Annotated in this window: 18 protein-coding genes, 1 pseudogene and 1 other annotated feature; of the genes and pseudogenes, 9 read left to right on the forward strand and 10 right to left on the reverse strand. The window is 66.7% G+C overall.

The genetic code is table 11. The annotated features are described in order from the left end of the window. Window positions 1–3 precede the first annotated feature (3 nt). The 3 genes from BJ980_RS15940 to BJ980_RS15950 are packed head-to-tail and all read right to left on the reverse strand — an operon-like array spanning window position 4 to window position 3,038. The gene (locus BJ980_RS15940; protein WP_179503198.1) at window positions 4–1,674 is read right to left on the reverse strand and encodes a phospho-sugar mutase; all 1,671 of its coding nucleotides are present in this window, start codon (window positions 1,672–1,674) and stop codon (window positions 4–6) included. Between the two features lie 37 nt (window positions 1,675–1,711). Beyond that, window positions 1,712–2,707, reverse strand: a complete 996-nt coding sequence (locus tag BJ980_RS15945) for a permease prefix domain 1-containing protein (RefSeq protein ID WP_179503199.1) — start codon at window positions 2,705–2,707, stop codon at window positions 1,712–1,714. 4 nt (window positions 2,708–2,711) lie between these two features. Further along, complete coding sequence (locus tag BJ980_RS15950; RefSeq protein ID WP_343047838.1) at window positions 2,712–3,038, reverse strand: PadR family transcriptional regulator; 327 nt, start codon at window positions 3,036–3,038, stop codon at window positions 2,712–2,714. A 171-nt stretch (window positions 3,039–3,209) separates the two neighbouring features. Between BJ980_RS15950 and BJ980_RS15955 the strand changes: the two genes are divergently transcribed. Genes BJ980_RS15955 through BJ980_RS15965 form a run of 3 tightly spaced genes read left to right on the forward strand, consistent with a single transcriptional unit; the run spans window position 3,210 to window position 4,806 of the window. After that, window positions 3,210–3,491 (forward strand): transposase, encoded by a 282-nt coding sequence (locus BJ980_RS15955; RefSeq protein WP_179500766.1) that lies wholly within the window; start codon window positions 3,210–3,212, stop codon window positions 3,489–3,491. Next, window positions 3,488–4,372: an IS3 family transposase gene (locus BJ980_RS15960; RefSeq protein ID WP_179501807.1), complete on the forward strand. Its 885-nt coding sequence runs from the start codon at window positions 3,488–3,490 to the stop codon at window positions 4,370–4,372. The genes BJ980_RS15955 and BJ980_RS15960 overlap by 4 nt, the downstream gene beginning before the upstream one ends. A 38-nt stretch (window positions 4,373–4,410) precedes the next feature. Further along, window positions 4,411–4,806, forward strand: coding sequence for an RHS repeat-associated core domain-containing protein (locus BJ980_RS15965; RefSeq protein ID WP_246279990.1), 396 nt, complete (start codon window positions 4,411–4,413; stop codon window positions 4,804–4,806). A gap of 104 nt (window positions 4,807–4,910) precedes the next feature. Here the strand turns inward: BJ980_RS15965 and BJ980_RS15970 are convergent, their stop codons facing one another. Together BJ980_RS15970 and BJ980_RS15975 are read right to left on the reverse strand one after the other, a co-directional pair. Further along, the gene (locus BJ980_RS15970; protein WP_179503201.1) at window positions 4,911–6,302 is read right to left on the reverse strand and encodes an IS1380 family transposase; all 1,392 of its coding nucleotides are present in this window, start codon (window positions 6,300–6,302) and stop codon (window positions 4,911–4,913) included. A gap of 1,127 nt (window positions 6,303–7,429) precedes the next feature. Continuing rightward, a protein-coding gene (locus BJ980_RS15975; RefSeq protein ID WP_246279909.1) for an IS3 family transposase occupies window positions 7,430–8,727 on the reverse strand; the annotation gives its coding sequence in 2 pieces (ribosomal slippage) (window positions 7,430–8,433 and window positions 8,433–8,727; 1,299 coding nt in all). Further along, window positions 8,300–8,449 (reverse strand) — a sequence feature (AL1L pseudoknot). (Overlaps the previous gene by 150 nt.) Before the next feature lie 96 nt (window positions 8,728–8,823). On the opposite strand from BJ980_RS15975, the gene BJ980_RS18720 reads away from it, so the two are divergent. The 4 genes and pseudogenes from BJ980_RS18720 to istB all read left to right on the forward strand — a co-directional run bounded on the left by BJ980_RS18720 (window position 8,824) and on the right by istB (window position 12,693). Next, window positions 8,824–9,720, forward strand: a complete 897-nt coding sequence (locus tag BJ980_RS18720; protein ID WP_425490362.1) for a transposase — start codon at window positions 8,824–8,826, stop codon at window positions 9,718–9,720. Next, on the forward strand, window positions 9,698–10,132 hold the full coding sequence (locus BJ980_RS18725) for a transposase (protein WP_218855548.1): 435 nt from the start codon (window positions 9,698–9,700) through the stop codon (window positions 10,130–10,132). Before BJ980_RS18720 ends, BJ980_RS18725 begins: the two co-directional genes overlap by 23 nt. A 253-nt stretch (window positions 10,133–10,385) precedes the next feature. Further along, window positions 10,386–11,920 (forward strand): annotated as a pseudogene (gene istA, locus BJ980_RS15985) (IS21 family transposase). Window positions 11,921–11,970: 50 nt separating this feature from the next. After that, the gene (istB, locus tag BJ980_RS15990; RefSeq protein ID WP_281363729.1) at window positions 11,971–12,693 is read left to right on the forward strand and encodes an IS21-like element helper ATPase IstB; all 723 of its coding nucleotides are present in this window, start codon (window positions 11,971–11,973) and stop codon (window positions 12,691–12,693) included. A gap of 858 nt (window positions 12,694–13,551) precedes the next feature. Here the strand turns inward: istB and BJ980_RS15995 are convergent. Beyond that, window positions 13,552–14,364 (reverse strand): crotonase/enoyl-CoA hydratase family protein, encoded by an 813-nt coding sequence (locus BJ980_RS15995; protein ID WP_179503203.1) that lies wholly within the window; start codon window positions 14,362–14,364, stop codon window positions 13,552–13,554. A 49-nt stretch (window positions 14,365–14,413) separates the two neighbouring features. On the opposite strand from BJ980_RS15995, the gene BJ980_RS16000 reads away from it, so the two are divergent. Both BJ980_RS16000 and BJ980_RS16005 read left to right on the forward strand, forming a co-directional pair. Further along, window positions 14,414–14,857 carry an SRPBCC family protein gene (locus tag BJ980_RS16000; RefSeq protein WP_343047839.1) on the forward strand — a complete coding sequence of 148 codons (444 nt, stop codon included), beginning with the start codon at window positions 14,414–14,416 and terminating at the stop codon, window positions 14,855–14,857. Between the two features lie 23 nt (window positions 14,858–14,880). Next, on the forward strand, window positions 14,881–15,300 hold the full coding sequence (locus BJ980_RS16005) for a PaaI family thioesterase (protein ID WP_218855549.1): 420 nt from the start codon (window positions 14,881–14,883) through the stop codon (window positions 15,298–15,300). A gap of 3 nt (window positions 15,301–15,303) precedes the next feature. On the opposite strand, the gene BJ980_RS16010 is transcribed toward BJ980_RS16005, so the two are convergent. The 4 genes from BJ980_RS16010 to BJ980_RS16025 all read right to left on the reverse strand — a co-directional run bounded on the left by BJ980_RS16010 (window position 15,304) and on the right by BJ980_RS16025 (window position 18,951). Continuing rightward, window positions 15,304–15,771 carry a VOC family protein gene (locus BJ980_RS16010; protein WP_179503204.1) on the reverse strand — a complete coding sequence of 156 codons (468 nt, stop codon included), beginning with the start codon at window positions 15,769–15,771 and terminating at the stop codon, window positions 15,304–15,306. 9 nt (window positions 15,772–15,780) lie between these two features. Continuing rightward, on the reverse strand, window positions 15,781–16,578 hold the full coding sequence (locus BJ980_RS16015) for an NAD-dependent epimerase/dehydratase family protein (RefSeq protein WP_179503205.1): 798 nt from the start codon (window positions 16,576–16,578) through the stop codon (window positions 15,781–15,783). Window positions 16,579–16,772: 194 nt separating this feature from the next. Beyond that, on the reverse strand, window positions 16,773–17,870 hold the full coding sequence (locus tag BJ980_RS16020; protein WP_179503206.1) for an LCP family protein: 1,098 nt from the start codon (window positions 17,868–17,870) through the stop codon (window positions 16,773–16,775). A gap of 1 nt (window position 17,871) precedes the next feature. Further along, window positions 17,872–18,951 carry a glycosyltransferase gene (locus BJ980_RS16025; RefSeq protein WP_179503207.1) on the reverse strand — a complete coding sequence of 360 codons (1,080 nt, stop codon included), beginning with the start codon at window positions 18,949–18,951 and terminating at the stop codon, window positions 17,872–17,874. Window positions 18,952–19,067 lie beyond the last annotated feature (116 nt).

Here is a 19,067-nt window from a genome sequence, read left to right on the forward strand (position 1 = left end):
TCCTCAGATCCCGGCGGCCTGCTTGATCCCGATCCGCAGGGCGTCCAAGCGTCCGGCCGCCACGATCCGGGCGGCCTCGACAGCTCGGCGTACGCCCTCTCCTGCCGAGGCGTCCTCGACCGGTACGACGACCTCGAGATAGCACTTGATCTTCGGCTCGGTCCCGCTCGGACGCACGATCACGCGGGCGCCGTCGGCGAGCTGGTAGCGCAGCCCGTCGGTGGGTGGCAGCGCCTCCGAACCGATGCTGAGATCCTCGACGGACTCGACGGCCAAGCCACCGAGCTCGGTCGGGGGAGTGGCGCGGAGTCGTTCCATCGCGGCGCCGATCTCGGCCAGGTCCGAGACCCGGGCCGAGAGCTGGTCGGTGGCATGCAGGCCGTGGCGTACGGCGATGTCGTCGAGCAGGTCCACGAGAGTCCGACCCTCGGCCTTTGTCTTCGCGGCGACCTCGCACAGCAGCAACAGTGCCGAGACCCCGTCCTTGTCCTTGACCTGGTCGGGGTCGACGCAGTAGCCCAGCGCCTCCTCATAGCCGAAGGCCAGCCCCTCCAGGCGGCCGATCCACTTGAAGCCGGTGAGGGTGTCGACGTAGGGCTGACCGGCGGCGCGGGCGAGCTTGCCGAGCAGGGAGGAGGAGACGATCGAGGCGGCATAGATGCCCTGCTTCCCCTTGCGCAGCAGGTGATCGCCGAGCAGGGCGCCCACCTCGTCGCCGCGCAGCATCTGCCAGCCGTGCGGCCCGGGGACGGCAGCCGCACATCGGTCTGCGTCCGGGTCGTTGGCGACGACCAGGTCGGCGTCGACCTCGGAGGCAAGTGCCATCGCCAGGTCCATCGCCCCCGGTTCCTCTGGGTTGGGGAAGACGACGGTGGAGAACTCGGGGTCGGGGTCCTGCTGCTCGGAAACGACAGCGGGGGCAGGGAATCCGGCCTCGTCGAGAACCCGGAGGACGGTGCCGTTCCCGACGCCGTGCAGGGGTGTGTAGACGAGCTTGAGGGCGCGTGGTCCGTCACCGACCACGCCGAGCACCGAGGCCACGTAGTCGTCGACGATCGCGTCGTCGAGCTGCTGGCCGGGTTCCCCGCGCGGCACGTCGGCAAGTGCTCCGACAGCGGTGATCTGCTCGGCGATCTCCACGTCGGCGGGGGACACGATCTGGCTCCCGTCGCCGAGGTAGACCTTGTAGCCGTTGTCCTGCGGAGGATTGTGGCTCGCGGTCACCATCACGCCGGCCACGCAGCCGAGCTTGCGGATCGCATAGGCCAGCAGGGGAGTGGGCAGTTGGCCGGGCAGGAGCAGTGCTCGCAGCCCGGCTCCGGTCATCACCTCGGCGGTGTCGCGGGCGAAGACGTCAGAGTTGTGCCGGGCGTCATAGCCGATCACGACGGCGTCGTCGGCGGTCGCCCCGTTGACCCGCAGATAGGCCGCCAGGCCGGCCGCCGCGCGGGTCACGACGACCCGGTTCATCCGGTTGGGACCCGCACCGAGTGCCCCGCGAAGCCCCGCGGTTCCGAACTCCAGAGTGCCCGCGAAGCGGTCCGCCAGGTCGCTCGCAGCGGCCTCGTCACCGGCCTCCACGGCCGCGAGCACCTGCTCGAGCTCGGCGCGGGTGGCGGGGTCGGGGTCCTGGCACGCCCACTCGCGGGCCTGGTCCAGCAGCGATTCGCTCATGACCCGACACTATCCATCCTCTGCGGCGGGTCAGAGCTCACACGGCGGCGGTGTCGTGTGACTCGCGCTCGATGAGGGCGGCGCTGCGCACGCTGGCGACCAGGTCCCAGACCAGGATCACGAGCGCGCTGATGATGACGATCGTGTTGACGTGACCGGGATCGACCTCGGTCCCGGCTCGGGCGAGCTCATCGAAGATCGCCGGGTTGAGGAGCTGGTCGGTTGCGGCGAGGACGACCAGCGGTGCGGTGAGGGCGAGTCCCAGCGCGGCGTTGACGACGAGCAGGGGTCGTGTCCAGTGGCCGGTGCGGAACTTGGCGAACTCGAATCCGATGGACAGCGCCAGCACGAGCAGGAGCAGCGGGAGCCAGCCCGACCACAGTCCCGGGTCGAGGGTCGGCACGGGCTCGTCGGCGGTGTCGTGGACCCAGGAGAGGAAGTGCTGCCCGACGATCCACGCGCCCATCGCCGTGAGCGCGACGATCGAGAAGGCGACGTCGGGCAGGGCGAAGTGGGTCTGACGGGGCGGCTCGGGGAGGTCGTCCGGAGTCCACTTCGCCGTCAGCCTCTCCTCGACCTGATCCGGCCCTGAGCCGCGCTCGGCCAGCACCCAGATCAGGGTGACCCAGAAGAACAGGTGCACGACGACGTTGAACGTCGTCCAGGCGGTGTGGCCGACCACCGCGCCGAACGGGCGGTCGGTGAGGATCGCGGTCACGAGCACCACCACGGCGACGATCGGCACGATGGTGGTCATCAGCGCCTTCATCAGGCGGATGTACGACGGATAGCTCGCCGGCCCGATCAGGTGCAAGCTGCGGCCGGTGTATTCGGCTGCGAGCCGGTCGGGATCGTCGAGCTCGGCGATGGCCGCGTGCTCTGCCTCGTCGGGGGAGCGCTGCTCGTCACGAACCAGACTGTCGACCCGGTCGGCGATGGTGGCGCGGAGCTCGTCGGCCACGTCGAGGCGCTGGTCCTCGGGGAGGGATCGGGTGACCGCGTGGACATACTTCTCGGTGAGCGTGGTTGCCATGGGACTACCTCAACTTCTCGATGGACTGGTGGAGCTCGCGCCACTCGGCGAGCAGGTCGTCGAGGATCGAGCGACCCTCGGGACTGGTGCGGTAGAACTTCCGGGGCCGTGACTCCTCGGTGTTCCACTCGCTGACCAGCAGTCCCTGCTTCTCGAGGCGTCGGAGCAGGGGATAGAGCGTGTTGCCGTCGACGGCGAACCCGGCCCGGTCGAGTGATTCGAGCAGCGCATAGCCATAGGTCGGCGTGCCGAGGATGGCCAGCGCGGCCATCACGACGGTGCCGCGCCGCAGCTCCTGCAGGTGAGTGGCGAGGACGTCGGAGGAGTTCACGCGTCACACGATAGTGTGCGAGACACACTATCGTCAATGGCACAGGGCTGTGGTGCGAGGCGTCCAATCGGTGGCTTCTTCTAGTCATTTGGGACTTGTCCTGCCCCCCGTTTTTCGGTCCATCTTGTGTGTGAGGGCTCGGAACTATGAGAGTCCTTGTGGAGGTGTTTGATGGCGGCAGCGAAGCGGTTCACTACTGAGCAGATCGTGGCGAAGTTGCGCGAGGCGGAGAAGCTTCAGGCGCAGGGGTCGACGATCCCGCAGGTGGTCAAGCGGTTACAGGTCAGTGAGCAGACGTTCTATCGGTGGCGGTCCAAGTACGGGGCGTTGAAGGAGGACGAGGCGCACCGGTTGAAGGCGCTCGAGGCCGAGAACGCCCGTCTGAAGCGGATTGTGGCCGAGCAGGCCTTGGACATCTCGATGTTGAAGGACCTGCAAAAGGGAAACTGGTGAGCCCGGCTCGGCGCCGGGCTGCCACCACGCACTTGGTCCGTAAGTTCAAGGTCTCCGAGCGTCGCGCCTGCAAAGTCACTGGTCAGCATCGCTCGTCCAACCGGTACGTCCCGGTCCCGTCCGACTTCGAGCAGCGGTTGGTTGCGGCGATGAACAAGATCGCTGATCGGTACCCGCGGTTCGGGTATCGCCGGGTCCACGCACTGCTCGTCGCGGACGGCTGGGAGGTCAACGTCAAACGCGTGGAGCGGTTGTGGCGCCGAGAGGGGCTTCGGGTCCCGCCGCCGCGGTCCAAGGCGTCAGGGCAGAAGGCACTGGGCACTGACGCCCATTCGTTGTGGATGCTCCCGGCAACCAGCCAGGGCCATGTGTGGTCCTACGACTTCATGAGCCTGCGCACCGCAAAGGGGGCCGGGCTGCGGGTGTTGAACGTGATCGATGAGTTCACCCGCATCTGCGTGGGTGCTCATGTCGGGTACTCGATTGGTGCGACCGAGGTCCGCCACGTTCTGGAACGGATCTTTGAGGATCACGGCCGGCCGCAGATGATCCGCTCGGACAACGGCCGCGAGTTCATCGCCGCCAGCTTGCTGAACTGGCTCAAGGACGACCAGGGCGTCGCGCCGGTCCAGGTCGCGAAGGCGAGCCCGCAGCAGAACGGGTTCATCGAACGCTTCAACGGCTCGATGCGCGATGAGCTCTTGAATCGCGAGGTCTTCCACTCCCTGGCCGAGGCGCGGGTCGTGATCGGGCAATGGGTCGAGCACTACAACCACGAGCGGCCTCACTCAGGCCTTCAGATGCGCACACCGATCGGCTACGCCGCGTATATTGCGACCCAGCCGTCGTTGTCGACGGCGCCTTGTGAGAGGGGTGAATGAGAGTGCCTACCACCACCGAGTGTGGACCAGTCGCGACCATGAACCCCGACCAGATCCAGACCGAGTTCTCTCACATCATGTGGACCAACTTCTCGGGGCTGGACACCGCCACCACCGACCCCGCCACCGGCGACGGCACCATCGCCACCTACACCGAGTACACCGAATACGGCCTACCCCGCGACCCCACGACCAGCAGGCCAGACCGGTATGGCTGGCTCGGCACCCACGCCCGCGAAAATGTCGGCATCACCGGTGGACTCACCCTCATGGGCGCCCGCCTTTACAACCCGGTCACCGGGCGCTTCCTGTCCATGGACCCCGTCCGCGGCGGCAACGACAACATCTACATCTACCCTCCGGATCCAATCAACGGGCTGGACCTAGCCCCGGTCTTTCATGAGGATGGCGCCGTGATGAGCTCGACCGCGTGATGGTGGCCGTGACCGTGAGGTGTGTGCTCGGGTACGAAGCAGTGCCGGCTGGCGCTGCCGGGCTGCGGTTCTCCGGGTCGTGATCTCGTGGCGGACGGGCGTGGTCAGGCTGGTTGTGGGATCGCGGCGATGTTCGCGAAGACCGCAACGATCGCGGCTGCCCAGGGCCACGACTCAGGGATCCGCAGCCGTCGTCGGCGGGCACCGTGGGTGAGTCGGGCCGGGACGTGGAGGAACCGGTAGCGCAACGCCTTGGGCTCACAAGTGGCGAGGACCTCGGCGTCGCCGACCAGGGCAAGCAGACGGGTCCAGGCCACGAGGTCGGCGGCGATCATCACCGTGGCTAGCCAGGCCTGGTTGATCTTGAACTCCCGCGACGGGAAGCGGCCAAGGCCGCTGTCTTTGGCGTGCCGGATCCGGTCCTCGACTCGGGCGTGGGCACGATGCCGGGCTTCGAGGAACGCCAACTGTCCGGTGGTCGTGTTGGTGGCGATCGCTTGGTAGCGCCACCCGTCACGTTCTTCGAACAACGACAGCTGGGCGCCGGGGTGGGGTCGTTCGCGGCGCACGATGATCCGCATCCCTTCGGGCCAGCCCGTGAGGTCGAGCAGGCCGGTCAGTTCAGCGACGTCGCCGCCTTCGCGGACACCGCCGTCGGCATCGGATGCGGGGGTCCAGGTCTTGGCCGGGACGAGCTTGATGGCCTCGCGGATCTTCTCGGTGACCGCGAACCCGACGCTGTACTCGACCCGACGGCCACGGACCCGGTTCTGTTCGGTGAGCCAGTCCAGGAGCTTGTGGGAGGACCCGGCGCCGTCGGCGCGGATCAGCAGATCCTTGCGATGCGCGGCCGGGACCTGCGCGATCGCGTCGGTGAGGACCGTGATGTGGTCGGTGGCGGTGTTCGATCCGGCTTTCCCGGTCCGCAGTTGCGCTGCCAGGAACTCACTGGTGTTGTCGCACCACACGCCGAGCGGGTGGAACCCGAAGGTCTTCTTGAACGTGGGCGAAGCGTTCTCTTTCTCGGAGTGTGCGATCACGATCGTGGCGTCGATGTCGAGCACGACCGTCGCGCCGAGGTCGGTCCCGGCGACCCGGGACGCCGGCAACCCACCGGGCAGTTGTGCCCAGACATGACGCCGGGCGCGGGCGCGCGCGGTCGCGATCTTCTTCAACCGGCCACCGGTGACCTCGTCCAAGGTGCGCCACACCGTGGGTGGCGACGCGACACGGCCGAGGACTGGAGCCTGGTGGCGCAACACGTCGATGTCGGCGATCGCCTCACCGCCGTCGGCGAGCATGATCGCGACGTCGACCAGGACTCGGCCGCGGTCATGGACCGGGGTGAACGAGCGTCGGGTCATCGCCTTCGACAACTCCGTCGTGAGGCCAGTCCGGTCGGCCAGAAGGCGGAGTCCAACACTGCCCGCGTGGGCCACTACGCCGACACCATCAGCGGACACGGACAAGCCAGCAGACCACGAAGTACGCTTCACCTACGGAGTGCCTTCCGGTTCGAGAATCTTGTGACGTCGCAATCCCAAGTTTCCCCTGCTGGGCAGGCACTTCCGTGTTTCTACGCGCCGATCACGCCGCGGGCTCGTGAACGATCCGGGCTAGACGGGAGAATCTCATCTAAAACGTGGAAGCGGGTCGCCAAAATTTTGGGAAAGGCCTCAGCTGCAGCGGGTCTCATACCCCTGTGTCCTTCTTGCGAAGTTGCCTCCACTGTCTTGGGGCTCGGACAGGTTGCTGCTCTCGTGCTGGCAAAATCCTACAAGAAAGCAGCAAAAGCAGCGGTCGGCCTGCTCCGGGATTCGTCACTCGGACGCCTGTCCAAACTTTTTCGAAAGCATTCCAAGAAGATCGACAAGCCGATCATCGCCGTATTTGGGGATCGAAAGGGGCGTGATATATCCAGGAGTATGAAACGTTGGTTAAATGTGTACTCATTAATGTCTCTTCTTGCCTCAAAGTATCCATCTGTGCGCGAATTGATATGACCAGAAGGGTGAGTTAATGTCATTCGACCCGGTAGGCGCTCGGGCATTGTTTGATCTCATCGCTCTGATGCTGCTCATAGCTGGGTTATGGAGAGCCAGGGAGTTTCTTACACCGGCTCAAGTCGCTACGGGCTTCACGGCGACCGTGAGCGTACTGGCGGCGTACTTCTTCGGTGTGGCGGAGGGTTGGCGACCAAAGATTCAGGTTGACCTACTCTATGCGTCGGTGATCATTTCTGCCTTCATCATGACTCGTGGTTCCTTAGAGAGGCTTTTGACATCACGTTCGGGAGTGGAGGAGCCTGAAAAGGATCAGCGAGCCAGACATCTTTGGGCCTCATGTGCACTCGTGGGAATTGTTCTGTATTTCTGTGTTGAAACACTCCTAACCCGGATCGCTCACGTCGGTCGGGCGTGATCGGCGCGTAGAAACACCGAAGTGCCCTCTGAACAGGGAAGACTTGGACTTGTCTAACCCGGATCGTTCACCGCGCCGCGGCGTGATCGGCGAGTAGAAACACGGAAGTGCCTGCCCAGCAGGGGAAACTTGGACTTGCGACGGTTCAAGATCTCCAGCTTGGAAGGCACTCTGAATCGCCCCGGGTTTCGTAGAGGCTCGGTTAGTTGGATCCGACCTCGGTGAGGACCGGGTTCTGACGGTAGTGCTTCGCGGGCTGTGACGCCCAGTGGTTGGCCTCGAACTCGGCGGGCGGGACGAGCCCGATCTCGCCGTGAAGGCGCCTGTGGTTGAACCAGTCGACGTATTCGGCAACGGCGATCTCGACGTCGCCGACGTTCTTCCAGCCGCCCTTGGGCCTCATTACCGGGTTGCGGATGCATTCGGCCTTGAACAGCGAGTTCAGCGCCTCGGCCATCGCGTTGTCGTAGCTGTCGCCCTTGGATCCGACGGATGCGACGGCCTCGGCTTCTGCGAGCCGCTCGGTGTAGCGAATCGCTCGATATTGGACTCCTCTGTCGCTGTGGTGGATCAGGCCGGTGACGTCCTGGCCGGCGCGCTGCCGGGCCCACAGGCCCATGTCGAGGGCGTCCAACGCCAAGTCGGTCCGCAGGCTGGTGGACACCTGCCAGCCCACGATCATCCTGCTGAAGACGTCGAGGACGAACGCGACGTAGGTCCAGCCCGCGTGCGTGCGGACGTAGGTCAGGTCGGCCACCCACAGTTGGTTCGGCGCCGTGGCGACGAACTTCCGGTTGACCTTGTCTTCGGGGCGCTCGGTCTCCGCTCCGTCGCCGATGGTGGTCTTGCGGGTCTTCTCCCGCGGGATCCCGCGCAGGCCCTCGGCTCGCATCAACCGCTCCACGGTGCAGCGGGCGACCTTGACGCCCTCACGGTTGAGCTCGGCGTGGACCTTCCGGACGCCGTAGACACCCAGATTCGCCCTGTGAGCGGTCTTGATGTCGACGACCAACTCGGCATCGCGGACCGCGCGTGCGGACGGTGGCCTGGTCTTGGCGGCGTAGTAGGTGCTCGGGGCGATCTGGACGCCGGCGTCCTTCAGGACGGCGCAGATCGGCTCGACCCCGAACTCCTCGCGGTGCTGGTCGATGTAGTCGACCACCACCGCGGTGGGCACCTCTACTTGATCCTGCGGTCGAGCTCCGCAGCCGCGAAAAAAGCTGCGCTCGTCTTCAGGATCTCGTTCGCCCGACGCAGCTCGCGGACCTCGCGCTCGAGCTCGGCCAGCCTGGTCGCATCGTCGGTGGTCGTGCCGGGCCGCACACCGCCGTCGATCTCGCCCTGACGTACCCAGTTTCTCAACGCCTCGGGGTGAACCCCGAGCTGGTCAGCGACCCGCTTGATCGCCCCACGCGCCGACTCCGGGTCCTTCCTCGCGTCCATCGCCATCCGCGTGGCTCGCTGCTGGAGCTCGACGCTGTACTTCCTCGGTGCTGCCATGACTCTCATCATCCTTCCCAGGATTGAGAGCCTCCATCAGACCCGGGGCGATTCACTCCGTAGGTGAAGCGTACTTCGTGGTCTGCCGACTTGTCTGTGTCCGCCGATGGTGTCGGCGTGGTGGCCCACGCGGGCAGCGTCGGGCTCCGTCTGTTGGCTGACCGGACTGGTCTTACCAGTGAACTCTCCAAGGCGATGGCACGCCGGTCGTTCACCCCGCTCCACGACCGCGGCCGGGTCCTGATTGATGTTGCGGTGATGCTCGCCGACGGGGGTGAGGCGATCGCTGACATCGATGTGCTGCGTCACCAGTCCGGCGTGCTCGGTCCGGTCGCGTCGCCACCGACGGTGTGGCGCGCCTTGGACGAAGTCACGCCCGGGCGGTTGAACAAGATCGCCACCGCACGAGCACGGGTCCGTCGTCATGTGTGGGCCCAACTGCCGTTCGGGGTGCCGGCCAGTCGGGTCGCCGGGACCGGCCTCGGCGCCACTGTGCTGCTCGATGTCGATGTCACGAGTGTGATCGCCCATTCCGAGAAGGAGCAGGCAGCGCCCACGTTCAAGCGGACCTTCGGGTTCCACCCGCTCGGCGTGTGGTGTGACAACACGAGTGTGTTCCTGGCGGCAAAGCTGCGCACCGGCCGGGCGGGGTCGAACACCGCGACCGATCACATTGAGGTGTTTGACCGATGCGATCGCCCAGGTCCCCGGCACCCACCGCAGGGATCTGCTGATCCGTCCCGATGGCGCCGGAGCCTCGCACGACTTGCTGAACTGGCCACCGACCAGGACAAGGTCCGGGGCCGCAAGCTCGAGTACTCCGTGGGTTTCGCGGTCACCGAGAAGATCCGCGACGCGATCAAGCTGGTCCCGAAAAGTATCTGGACGCCCGCCACCGATGCCGACGGCGGTGTGGATGAAGGAGGCGATGTCGCCGAACTGACCGGTCTGCTGGACCTGGCCCACAGGGATGCGCGTCATCGTCCGTCGTGAGCGACCCCATCCAGGCGCACAACTGTCGTCGTTCGAAGAGGCCGACGGTTGGCGCTACCAGGCGTTCGTCACCAACACGAAGCACGGCCAACTTGCGTTCCTCGAGGCACGACACCGTGCCCACGCCAGAGTCGAGGACCGCATCCGCCACGCCAAGGACACTGGCATGGGCAGGTTCCCTTCGCGGGAGTTCGCGATCAACCAGACCTGGTTCGCGTTGACCGCAGTCGCCGCCGACCTCATCGCGTGGACCCGGCTGCTTGCGTTGACCGGCGACGCCACGGTACTCGCCGCCTGCGAGCCCAAAGCACTGCGCTACCGCTTCCTGCACGTGCCAGCCGGCCCAGCGTCCTACCCGTACACCGTCATCGAGTCACCTCACGCAGCGATGTCGTCGTCCGCAGCGTCATGAAAGAACGGGGCTAACCTGACCGCGAACTCGCTCGCAGCACGCGGAAGAGGTTCGTTGGATTCGTTCGTGCGTGCGATCGAGATTGAAAGTGTCCGTGGCCATGAAAAAGTCCCCACTGGTGGCCAGGTAGCGGTCCCCAGTGGTGGCCAGTAGAAAGTCCCCACTCTTCGTCGTGTCGTGAGAGCCCGTGAGGTCCTGCGTGGTGACGGTGGCGGTAACCAGCCAGCCGACCGCCACCACGCAGGAGTCTCCATTGAAGAGCGCGAGGGAACGTATGGACGTCATTTCGGCCTATCGAGAGGTAGGCACTTATCGGGGAGCCGCAGAAATGTGCGGCACTACCCACAAGACCGTGAAGCGGGTCATCGACGCGCACAACGCAGCGAGTGGGGCTGCGAGCACCGCTGGGGCCGTCGTGGCGCCGCGGGTCCGGCACTACGACGAGGTCGCCGATCTTGTCGCGAAGCGTGTCGAGGCGACGACTGGGCGGATCACGGCGAAGCGGCTGCTGCCCGAATCGACCGCTGCGGGGTATGCGGGATCGGCACGGAACATCCGTCGTCTGGTCGCAGATGCCAAGCAGGCATGGCGAAACGGCCATGCCGAGCACCGCGGTCGCAGGCCGGCGGTGTGGACCCCGGGTGAGACGTTGATGATCGACTGGGGCGTGTTGAAGGTCGACGGCGTGATGCTGCACGTCTTCTGCGCAGTTCTGGCGTGGTCGCGGTTCCGGTTCGTCCGCTTCGCTGTCGATGAGAAGTCGGCCACCACGATGGGGATGCTGGCCGAGTGCTTCGAGAAGCTCGGTGGGGTCCCGAAGGTTGTCCTGGCCGACCGAATGGGCTGCTTGAAGGCCGGCGTCGTCGCGAACATCGTCGTGCCGACCCCGGACTACTTCCGCTTCGCCAGCCACTACCGGTTCCGACCCGACTTCTGTGAGGCCGCGGACCCGCAGTCGAAAGGGATGGTCGAGACCCTCGTCGGCTACGCCAAGACCGACCTGATGGTCCCGCTCATCGGCAGCACCTCGACCAACTTGGCGGAGCGCAACCGCTCTGCTGCGACGTGGTGTGGTGAGGTCAACGCGAACCCGCATTCGGAGATCTGCGCGGTGCCCGTCGAGCGGCTCGCAGTCGAGCAGCCCCTGCTGGGTGAGCTGCCGTCGCTGCGTGCCGAGTTCGGTGCCAGGCCCACGACGAGGAAGGTCGACAAACTGTCGTGTGTCCGGTTCGCATCGGGTCGCTACTCGGTCCCGAACCGGCTGATCGGCACGGTCGTGACCGTCCTGGTCGACGACACCGTGTTGCGTGTCGTGGAGCCCGTCACCGGCCAGATCCACGCCGAACATGACCTGGTCGCACCCGGTGAGGTCAGCATCGTCGATGCCCACTACGACCACCCGCGACCCGACAAACCATCACGTGCCGCGCGGCCCAGAACGAAGGCAGAGAAGGACTTTCTCTGGGACCGGTCGCTCAGGCGTTCTTGACCGGTGCCGCCGCAGCCGGCGTGACGAAACTGTCCAGCGAGATCGCCACGGTCCTCGACCTGGGCGCAGCCCACGGCGCTGACGCCCTCATCGCAGCGTTGGGGCGGGCTGTGGAGCTCAGCCGCTGGCGTGCCGGTGACATCCGCTCGATCCTCGCCACCCACGGGCAGGCACCCACACCACGACCCGCCGGGCAGGCCTTCGACGACGCCGTCGTGCTGACGTTGCCGACCGTTCCGACCAGGTCGCTGGACGCCTACAAGATCGGCGCCGGCACCGATGGTGGTGAGACCTCGTAACCGCATCGACACCGCCGCTTGCGGCCGATCTGACCGAAGGGCTCAAACGGTTGAAGATGGCCGCGATGCGCCAGCTCGCACCCGCGCTCCTCGTCACCGCCAAGACCCAACGCTGGTCGCCCGAGGAGTTCCTCCGCACCCTCGTCGAGGCAGAGATAACCGCGCGCGATGAGTCCAACGCCAAAGCCAGGTTGAAGGCCGCCGGATTCCCCGTCGCCAAGACCCTCGACGGCTTCGACGTCACCGCCTCCACGATCCCCGCCGCGACGTTCGACTACCTCTCCTCACTCGAGTGGATCCGCGCCGCCGAGAACGTCTGCCTCATCGGCCCCGCTGGGACAGGGAAGTCCCACGTCCTCGTCGCACTCGGCCACGCCGCAGTCGAAGCAGGGCACCGAGTCCGGTACTTCACCGCCGCCGACCTCGTCGAGACCCTCTACCGAAGCCTGGCCGACAACTCCGTCGGCAAGACCCTCGACACCCTGCTCCGCAACGACGTCATCCTGCTCGATGAGCTCGGCTTCGCCCCGCTCGACGACACCGGAGCACAGCTGCTGTTCCGGTTCATCGCAGCCGTCTACGAACGCCGCTCACTTGGCGTCGTCAGCCACTGGCCCTTCGAATCCTGGGGCCGGTTCCTACCCGAACACACGACCGCAGTCAGCATGCTCGACCGGCTCCTGCACCACTGCCACACAGTCGTCACCGACGGCGACTCCTACCGCATGAAACAAGCCCGTCAGAACGGAGGAAACCGCACCACAACCACCTGAGAAACCAACGCAGAGTGGGGACTTTTACTTGGCCACCAGCGGGGACGAGAAACTGGCCATTGACAGAAAGTCGGATGCGTGAGTGTGAGTCGACTAACGGTGGTCCGCGGCTCGGAACTCGGCGGCGGCATGGCATTCCGATTGTGAAACTCGAGCGCAGTGAACAGGTCCTATCTAATCGACGTTGGCTGGGGCGGCAGTGTTAGCCAGTCGGAGGAGAAGGAGCGCGCAAAGTTCTTGGTACCTCGCTACGCCGGGCGAGGCCTTCCAGGACGACCCTGGTGACGGAGAACGCGACGAGTCCGGTCCGGCGGCGTTCGAAGCAGCCCAGAGCGGCTGGATCGGCGTATGCGCGTCGCCGGCCCCGAGTGTGAAGTTCCTTCCCGGCGAACCAGTGCCTGCTGGAGTCGACCTTCTTGGGCCGACAGCGGGTCGGTGTGGACCGCGGTCGCCACTATGAGTGGTTCCTCGGCGCCTCAATTCGTTGGGGAGATGCGACCTCGTTCCAAGACTTGCAGCGTTGGTAGGGGCTGAGTTGATTGATCAGGATGCGGCTGATGTAGGCATCGGGTGGTTCTCACGGTCGCGACAATGAGCCAGCCGTGGGAGGCGTGCAGCAGAGTCTCTTGGACGAGGTCCTGGGCGAGATGGTGTCACCGGCGAGTGGAGCACGATTCGTTCGAACCACCTGCTGCGCAACGACGTCCGCCTCGGAGGTGAGCTCTTGAGAGGCAGGGTCGGGCGTCGGCGCCGGGATTGTGGCGACCATGCGTCTATGACGCGCCGACGCCGAAGAGCGTGTCAGCCATCAACAAAGTCTCTCCGCCCCGCTGATGCGCGGCCGAGCGTTTCCGAGAGTCAGCGGCGCGCGCGGGGACCGAAGATGGGGGCCACCTTCGTGAACGCGGCCGTGCGCCCGGCCCTGGTGTTGGAGGTGGCCAGCAGGAAGAGCTGCTCGGCGCGTTCCCGGGCGAAGGTGCGTCGTGCGCTGTCGGTGTAGGAGGCGTTGAAGAGACGCTTGGCGGCCGCGAGCGCGTCGGGCGAGCGGGCGGCCAGCTCGCGGGCGAAGTCCTCCGCGGCCGTGACCGGCTCTGCGGCCACCTCGGTGACCAGGCCCAGGTCGAGGGCTTCCTTGCCGGAGAGAGTCTGCGCAGTCATCGTCAGTCGCTTCGCGGTGTCGATGCCGACCACCTCGGAGAGCGAGCGGATGCCTGACATGTCGGGGATCAGTCCCCACCGTCCCTCGAGCACGGACCACTGCGAGTCGGGGGAGGCGAAGCGGAAGTCGGCGGCCAGTGCGATCTGGATGCCGCCGCCATAGCAGTGGCCCTCGACCGCGGCGATGACCGGGACCGGGAGCCTGCGCCACGCCCAGCAGGCCTCCTGGAACGTGTTGGTGCCGCGGAACGGGTTGGGCACGAAGGCGCCGACGATGCCGGCGGGCTTCTTCATCACCGAGGCGAAGTCGAGGCCCGCGCAGAACGAGTCGCCCTCGCCCGAGATGATGACCGCGCGCAGGTCCCTGTCGCGACGGAGCTCGCGGGCTGTCTCGATCAGCTCGTCCAGCGTCTGGAGGGTCAGTGCATTGAGCTTGTCCGGTCGGTTGAGCCGGACATGGGCGATGCCCTCTGAGACGGAGGTGGTGACGAGTGCAGTCGCGGGATCGGGCATGTCGTCCACACTAGGTGCTGATCACCGGCCAACCGTCATGATGGGCGACGTGATCCCTGCCCCACCACGGTTCCGCTTCCACGGCGAATGGCTGCTGGAGCGACCGCGCCACGACGTACACGCACAGCTCGTCGACCTGGAGCACTATCCGGACTGGTGGCCAGAGGTCCGGGCCGTCGCCAGCCTCGGCCCCGACGATGCACGGGTGCTGATCAGTTCGAGGCTGCCGTGGACGCTCGATCTCGTGCTGCACGCCGTCAGTCGTGAGCTGGAGTGTCTCGAGACGACGCTGAGCGGCGACCTCGACGGAGTGGTGCGGTGGCGTCTGGAGGAGGCCGGTGAGGGGACCAGGCTGCTCTTCGAGCAGGAGGTCGAGGTCACCGGGCGCCTGCTGGGCCTCGCGTCGTACGCCGCCCGCCCGGTGCTGGTCTGGAACCACGACCGGATGGTCGCCTCCGCGGTGGCTCGGCTACGGTCGGCGCCGTGGCGATGACACCGACCAGGCTCAGGCGCACTATGAACCTGTGGCCGCCCTACGTGGCTGCCGGGATCAAGGTCCTCGACATCGCCGACGACTGGACCAGCGCCTCGGTGCGGATGCGGGTGGGTCGGTTCAACGCCAACTACTTCGGTACGGCGTTCGGTGGCTCGCTCTCGGCGATGAGCGACCCGTTCTACACGTTGCTCGCCACCAACCAGCTCGGGCGCGACTACCTGGTGTGGGACACCGCTGGCGAGATCGAGTTCGTCACGCCCGGAACCGGTGAGGTCTTCGGGACCTACCACCTCTCCCATGCGGTGGCCGACGAGATCCGTGCCGAGGCAGCGAACGGCCAGAAGCACCTGCGTTGGTTCGAGACGGACCTGACCCACGCCGACGGCACCGTGGTCGCCCGGGTGCGCCGCCAGGTCTATGTGCGCCTCAAGCGGCGCTGAGGCTCAGCCGATGCAGAACTCGTTGCCCTCGGGGTCCGCCATCACCACGAAGTAGCCCTCGACCTCGCCCGCCTCGGGGAAGTCCGCCGGGAAGCGGCGCAGCACGCTGGCACCGGCGAGCTGCACCTGCTCGACCTTCTCCTCGACGATCCGGGCGCGCTCGTCCAGGGAGAGGCCCTGGTCGCGACCGGTGGGATAGACGTCCAGGTGCAGGCGGTTCTTGTCGACCTTCTTCTCCCGGACGGCCTGGAACCAGATCGTCGGCCCGGCACCGGTCGGGTCATAGATCCGGTCCGCGCCGTCGCCGTCGTGGTCGAGCTCGTCCTCGGGCACACCGATGGAGACGTAGTAGGCATTCCAGCTCTCGAAGCCGTCCGGCGCAGGCTGCACCCGGTAGTCGAGCAGCGGCGCCCAGAACGCGACCTGCCGCTTGGGATCGATCGAGTCGATGGTCAGCTGCCAGTCAGTCACGGTCGTCTCCTAGCGGGCGTCGAGAGCGGGGCGGTGGAACTGGGCCAGGGCGAACGGGCCGCCGACGTAGGCGGCTTCAGCCTCGTCGCCGGCCGCCACCGGGACCTGGTCGAGGAAGGCCTCGGCGTCGTCCTGGGGGTGATAGCCCAGCGCGCGCCCGGGGGCGAGGTCCCACCAGGCGCGGGTGTTGTTCGAGATGCCGTAGAGGATCGCGAAGCCGGGCGCCGGTGCGGTCAGGGCCGCCTCGACCATCCGCACGCAGTCGTCGTGGGAGAGCCACGTCGAGAGGCCCCTGGTGCTGGTCGGCTCGGCCAGGAAGGACCCGATCCGGCAGGCGATCGCATCGATGTCGTAGCGGTCGGCATAGAGGCTGAGCAGTGCCTCGGCGCTCACCTTCGCGACGCCGTAGAACGTGTCCGGGCGGGGTCGGGTGTCGACGCCGAGGTCGTCGGTGCGCGGCGTACGACCGACCGCGTGGTTGGAGGACGCGTGCACGATGCGGGTGACCTGGTGGGCGACCATCGCATCGAGCAGGGCGGCCGTGGTCACCACGTGCGAGTGGAACGTGTCCGGAAGGCTTGCCTCGGTCGGGTTGGAAGCGAGGTGGACGACGCCGTCGAGCCGTTGCGCTGCGAAGACCTCACTCACCGCGTCGGGATCGGCGCAGTCCTCGGTGTGCCAGGTGCCCTCGAAGCCGTCAGGAGCCGGGGCCCGGTCGAGGCCGACGACCTCGTGACCCCGGTCCGCGAGACCCACGGTGACCACCTGGCCGATGCTTCCGGCTGCTCCTGTGACGAGAACGCGCATAACCCCACCCTAGACAGGTGGGGCCACGGGTCTGGGTGAGCGGGAGCCAGCGTCGGTAGGCGTCGATGGTGCGCTCGCCCGACCCGATCCACCCAGTGGCGGAGGTCGTTGTCGGTCCGCGCCAGACGCTCGAGGGACGGGGCAAGTACGCCTGTCACCGCGGGTCGGCGGTCAGGTCATGGGTCAGGGGAAGCTCAGCGGATCGGCGTGTGCGGCAGCAGCGTCTCCGGGTGCGCAGCGAACCACTCGGGCGCGCGGTCCTCGTTGACCGTTCGCCACAGGCGTGCCCCGGCAACGTCGTCGAGGAAGACCACGCTCTGCTGCCCGACCCGGCCGGCGCCCCGGACCGGGGCTGTGGTGAAGAAGAAGTTGTCCCGCTCCACTTCTGAGATCTGCCGGAGCAGATGGCGGACCTGGCCGATGGCCCAGCCGTCGTCCAGGCTCAGGTTGGACGTCACCGCGTCCAGCACCCGATATCGGCCGATCGGATCGGCCCACAGGTCCTGAGCGAGGGCCTTGGTGAGGATGGCCCGGAGCACGAGCTGCTGGCGGCGGACCCGATCCAGATCGCCGCCGGGAAGTCCATAGCGCTGCCGGACGAACTGGAGCGCAGCCTCGCCATCGAGGCGATGCCGGCCGGCGGTCCAGGTCTTGTCACGTGCGCTGTCGTGCACGGTGTCCTCGATCGTCACCTCGATCGGGCCGAGTGAGTCGATCATCGCCTTGAAACCGTCCCAGTCGACGACAGCGAGGTGATCGATCCGCACACCGGTGAGCTCCTCGACGGTGCGGATGGCCAGCGAGGGCCCACCGAAGGAGAACCCGGCGTTGATCTTCGCACTGCCGTGCCCGGGGACGCGGACCCACGAATCGCGAGGTATCGACACCACGGTCACGTTGTCGCGGTCGCCGGAGATGTGCACCAGCATCAGTGTGTCGCTGCGTTGGGCTCCGGGTAGCCAGGTCGGTGCCGTCGCGTCCTCGCCGGTGGTCTTGTCCTCGGAGCGACGGTCCGTGCCGATGACGAGAATGTTGGTGGCCTTCTTCGCCGTCCCGACCGGGGGCTTGACCGGGCGGTGGGTGAGACCGGTGAACACGTCAGGGATCCGCTCGATCTGGCTGGTCACCTTGTGATTGAGATACCAGGCGCCGCCCGCGCTCAGCCCCAGACAGAGGACCAGGCACACGCCCACGGCCAGCAGTACCCGGCGTCGTCGGCGCCGCCGCCGGGCGGCCGGTGACGGATCGACCTGGATGTCGGTCTGCCCGGTGGTCTGCCTGTGGGTCCTCATGTCAGTCCGGCTGCAACAGGAAGCGCGGGGGAGCACTGTCCCGGACAGCAGTCATGAGGGCCGCGCGGTGCAGACCCTCTGCGGTCAGGTCGTCCGGGTCGGACCACACGGCGAGTCCACGGCGGCCGAGCTCCATGGCGATCAGCCGCTGGTGGTCATCGGTGTGCTCGCCCAGGTCGCTGCGCCGTGGCAGCATGACCGGGCACTTGCCGTGCTCCAGGGTGAGCAGGGCGGTGCCCACCCCGGAATGGCTGATCACCAGGTCGGCCTCGGCCACGGCGTCGACGAGGACATTGGCCGGAACGCTTTCCACCGCGGGGATCCGCAGCCCGTTGGTGTCGGTCGCCCCGGTCTGCCACAAGATCGTGGGCGACGTCGTGCACACGTCGGGCAACAGCGACACCAAGCGCTCCGCCGCGCGCCGGAAGCCGAAGTCACGCTGGGTCCCGAAGGTCACCACGACCTTGTCGATGGGACGCGGAGATCGCTGTGAGCCGGGGGCGAAGCCGTCGAGGACCGATCCTCGGAACTGCCAGCGACCAGCTGTCCAGCCGGGATATTGGCCATAGAGGCGGACACCGGGGATCCGACTCACGACGGATCCGGAGACGCTCGACCCCTCGCTGCGCGCGGCACTCTCGATGTAGTGCGCAGCCAATCCGAGGGCCCGCGCTCTGGCCAGGAACGGTATGGCGACCGCGGCGCCAGTGGACACCACGCGGGTGAACCGATGATGGTCCCCACCGAGGAGGCGTGCAGCCGCCGTGCTGTTGAGCACGGTGCCACGGAGGTCCTTCGGTCTGACGAACGGGATGTGGTGGACCGTCTCGCCGGAGAGAAGGTGGCGTGACTGGGGGGTGTCGAAGGTCGCCCACTCGACGTCATCCAACTGGGGCAGGAAGCGGGGGCGGAGTCGCAGCATCTGCTCGAGGTGTCCACCGTTCGAGGTGACCAGAAGCGTCCTTCCCGGGCGGATCCAGCACGGATCGGCAGTGATGCCCGCGGTCGTCCCCGGGGCCGGTTCCAGCGTGGGCGCAGCGCTCGGGACAGTCCCGTCGCGGCGATGATCCAGCATGGTCATCCGATGCCTCCCCTCGTGAGTGCCACGTTGCAAACCTAAGGACGCTGGGACCTGTGCAGCGTCGCCCATTTCGGGGAAGTCCTTCGAATCGCCTGTCCAGGCAAGGAATTCCCTCA

It is taken from the genome of Nocardioides daedukensis (genome assembly GCF_013408415.1).
In the GTDB taxonomy this organism is placed as follows: Bacteria; Actinomycetota; Actinomycetes; order Propionibacteriales; family Nocardioidaceae; genus Nocardioides; species Nocardioides daedukensis.

Coding starts and splice junctions, on each gene's coding strand:
- BJ980_RS15940 (WP_179503198.1), bottom strand. CDS start 1,674: ATGAGCGAATCGCTGCTGGACCAGGCCCGCGAGTGGGCGTGCCAGGAC.
- BJ980_RS15955 (WP_179500766.1), top strand. CDS start 3,210: ATGGCGGCAGCGAAGCGGTTCACTACTGAGCAGATCGTGGCGAAGTTG.
- BJ980_RS15995 (WP_179503203.1), bottom strand. CDS start 14,364: ATGCCCGATCCCGCGACTGCACTCGTCACCACCTCCGTCTCAGAGGGC.
- BJ980_RS16025 (WP_179503207.1), bottom strand. CDS start 18,951: ATGACCATGCTGGATCATCGCCGCGACGGGACTGTCCCGAGCGCTGCG.
- BJ980_RS16015 (WP_179503205.1), bottom strand. CDS start 16,578: ATGCGCGTTCTCGTCACAGGAGCAGCCGGAAGCATCGGCCAGGTGGTC.
- BJ980_RS15965 (WP_246279990.1), top strand. CDS start 4,411: ATGAACCCCGACCAGATCCAGACCGAGTTCTCTCACATCATGTGGACC.
- BJ980_RS18725 (WP_218855548.1), top strand. CDS start 9,698: ATGCGCGTCATCGTCCGTCGTGAGCGACCCCATCCAGGCGCACAACTG.
- BJ980_RS16005 (WP_218855549.1), top strand. CDS start 14,881: ATGAACCTGTGGCCGCCCTACGTGGCTGCCGGGATCAAGGTCCTCGAC.
- BJ980_RS16020 (WP_179503206.1), bottom strand. CDS start 17,870: ATGAGGACCCACAGGCAGACCACCGGGCAGACCGACATCCAGGTCGAT.
- BJ980_RS15945 (WP_179503199.1), bottom strand. CDS start 2,707: ATGGCAACCACGCTCACCGAGAAGTATGTCCACGCGGTCACCCGATCC.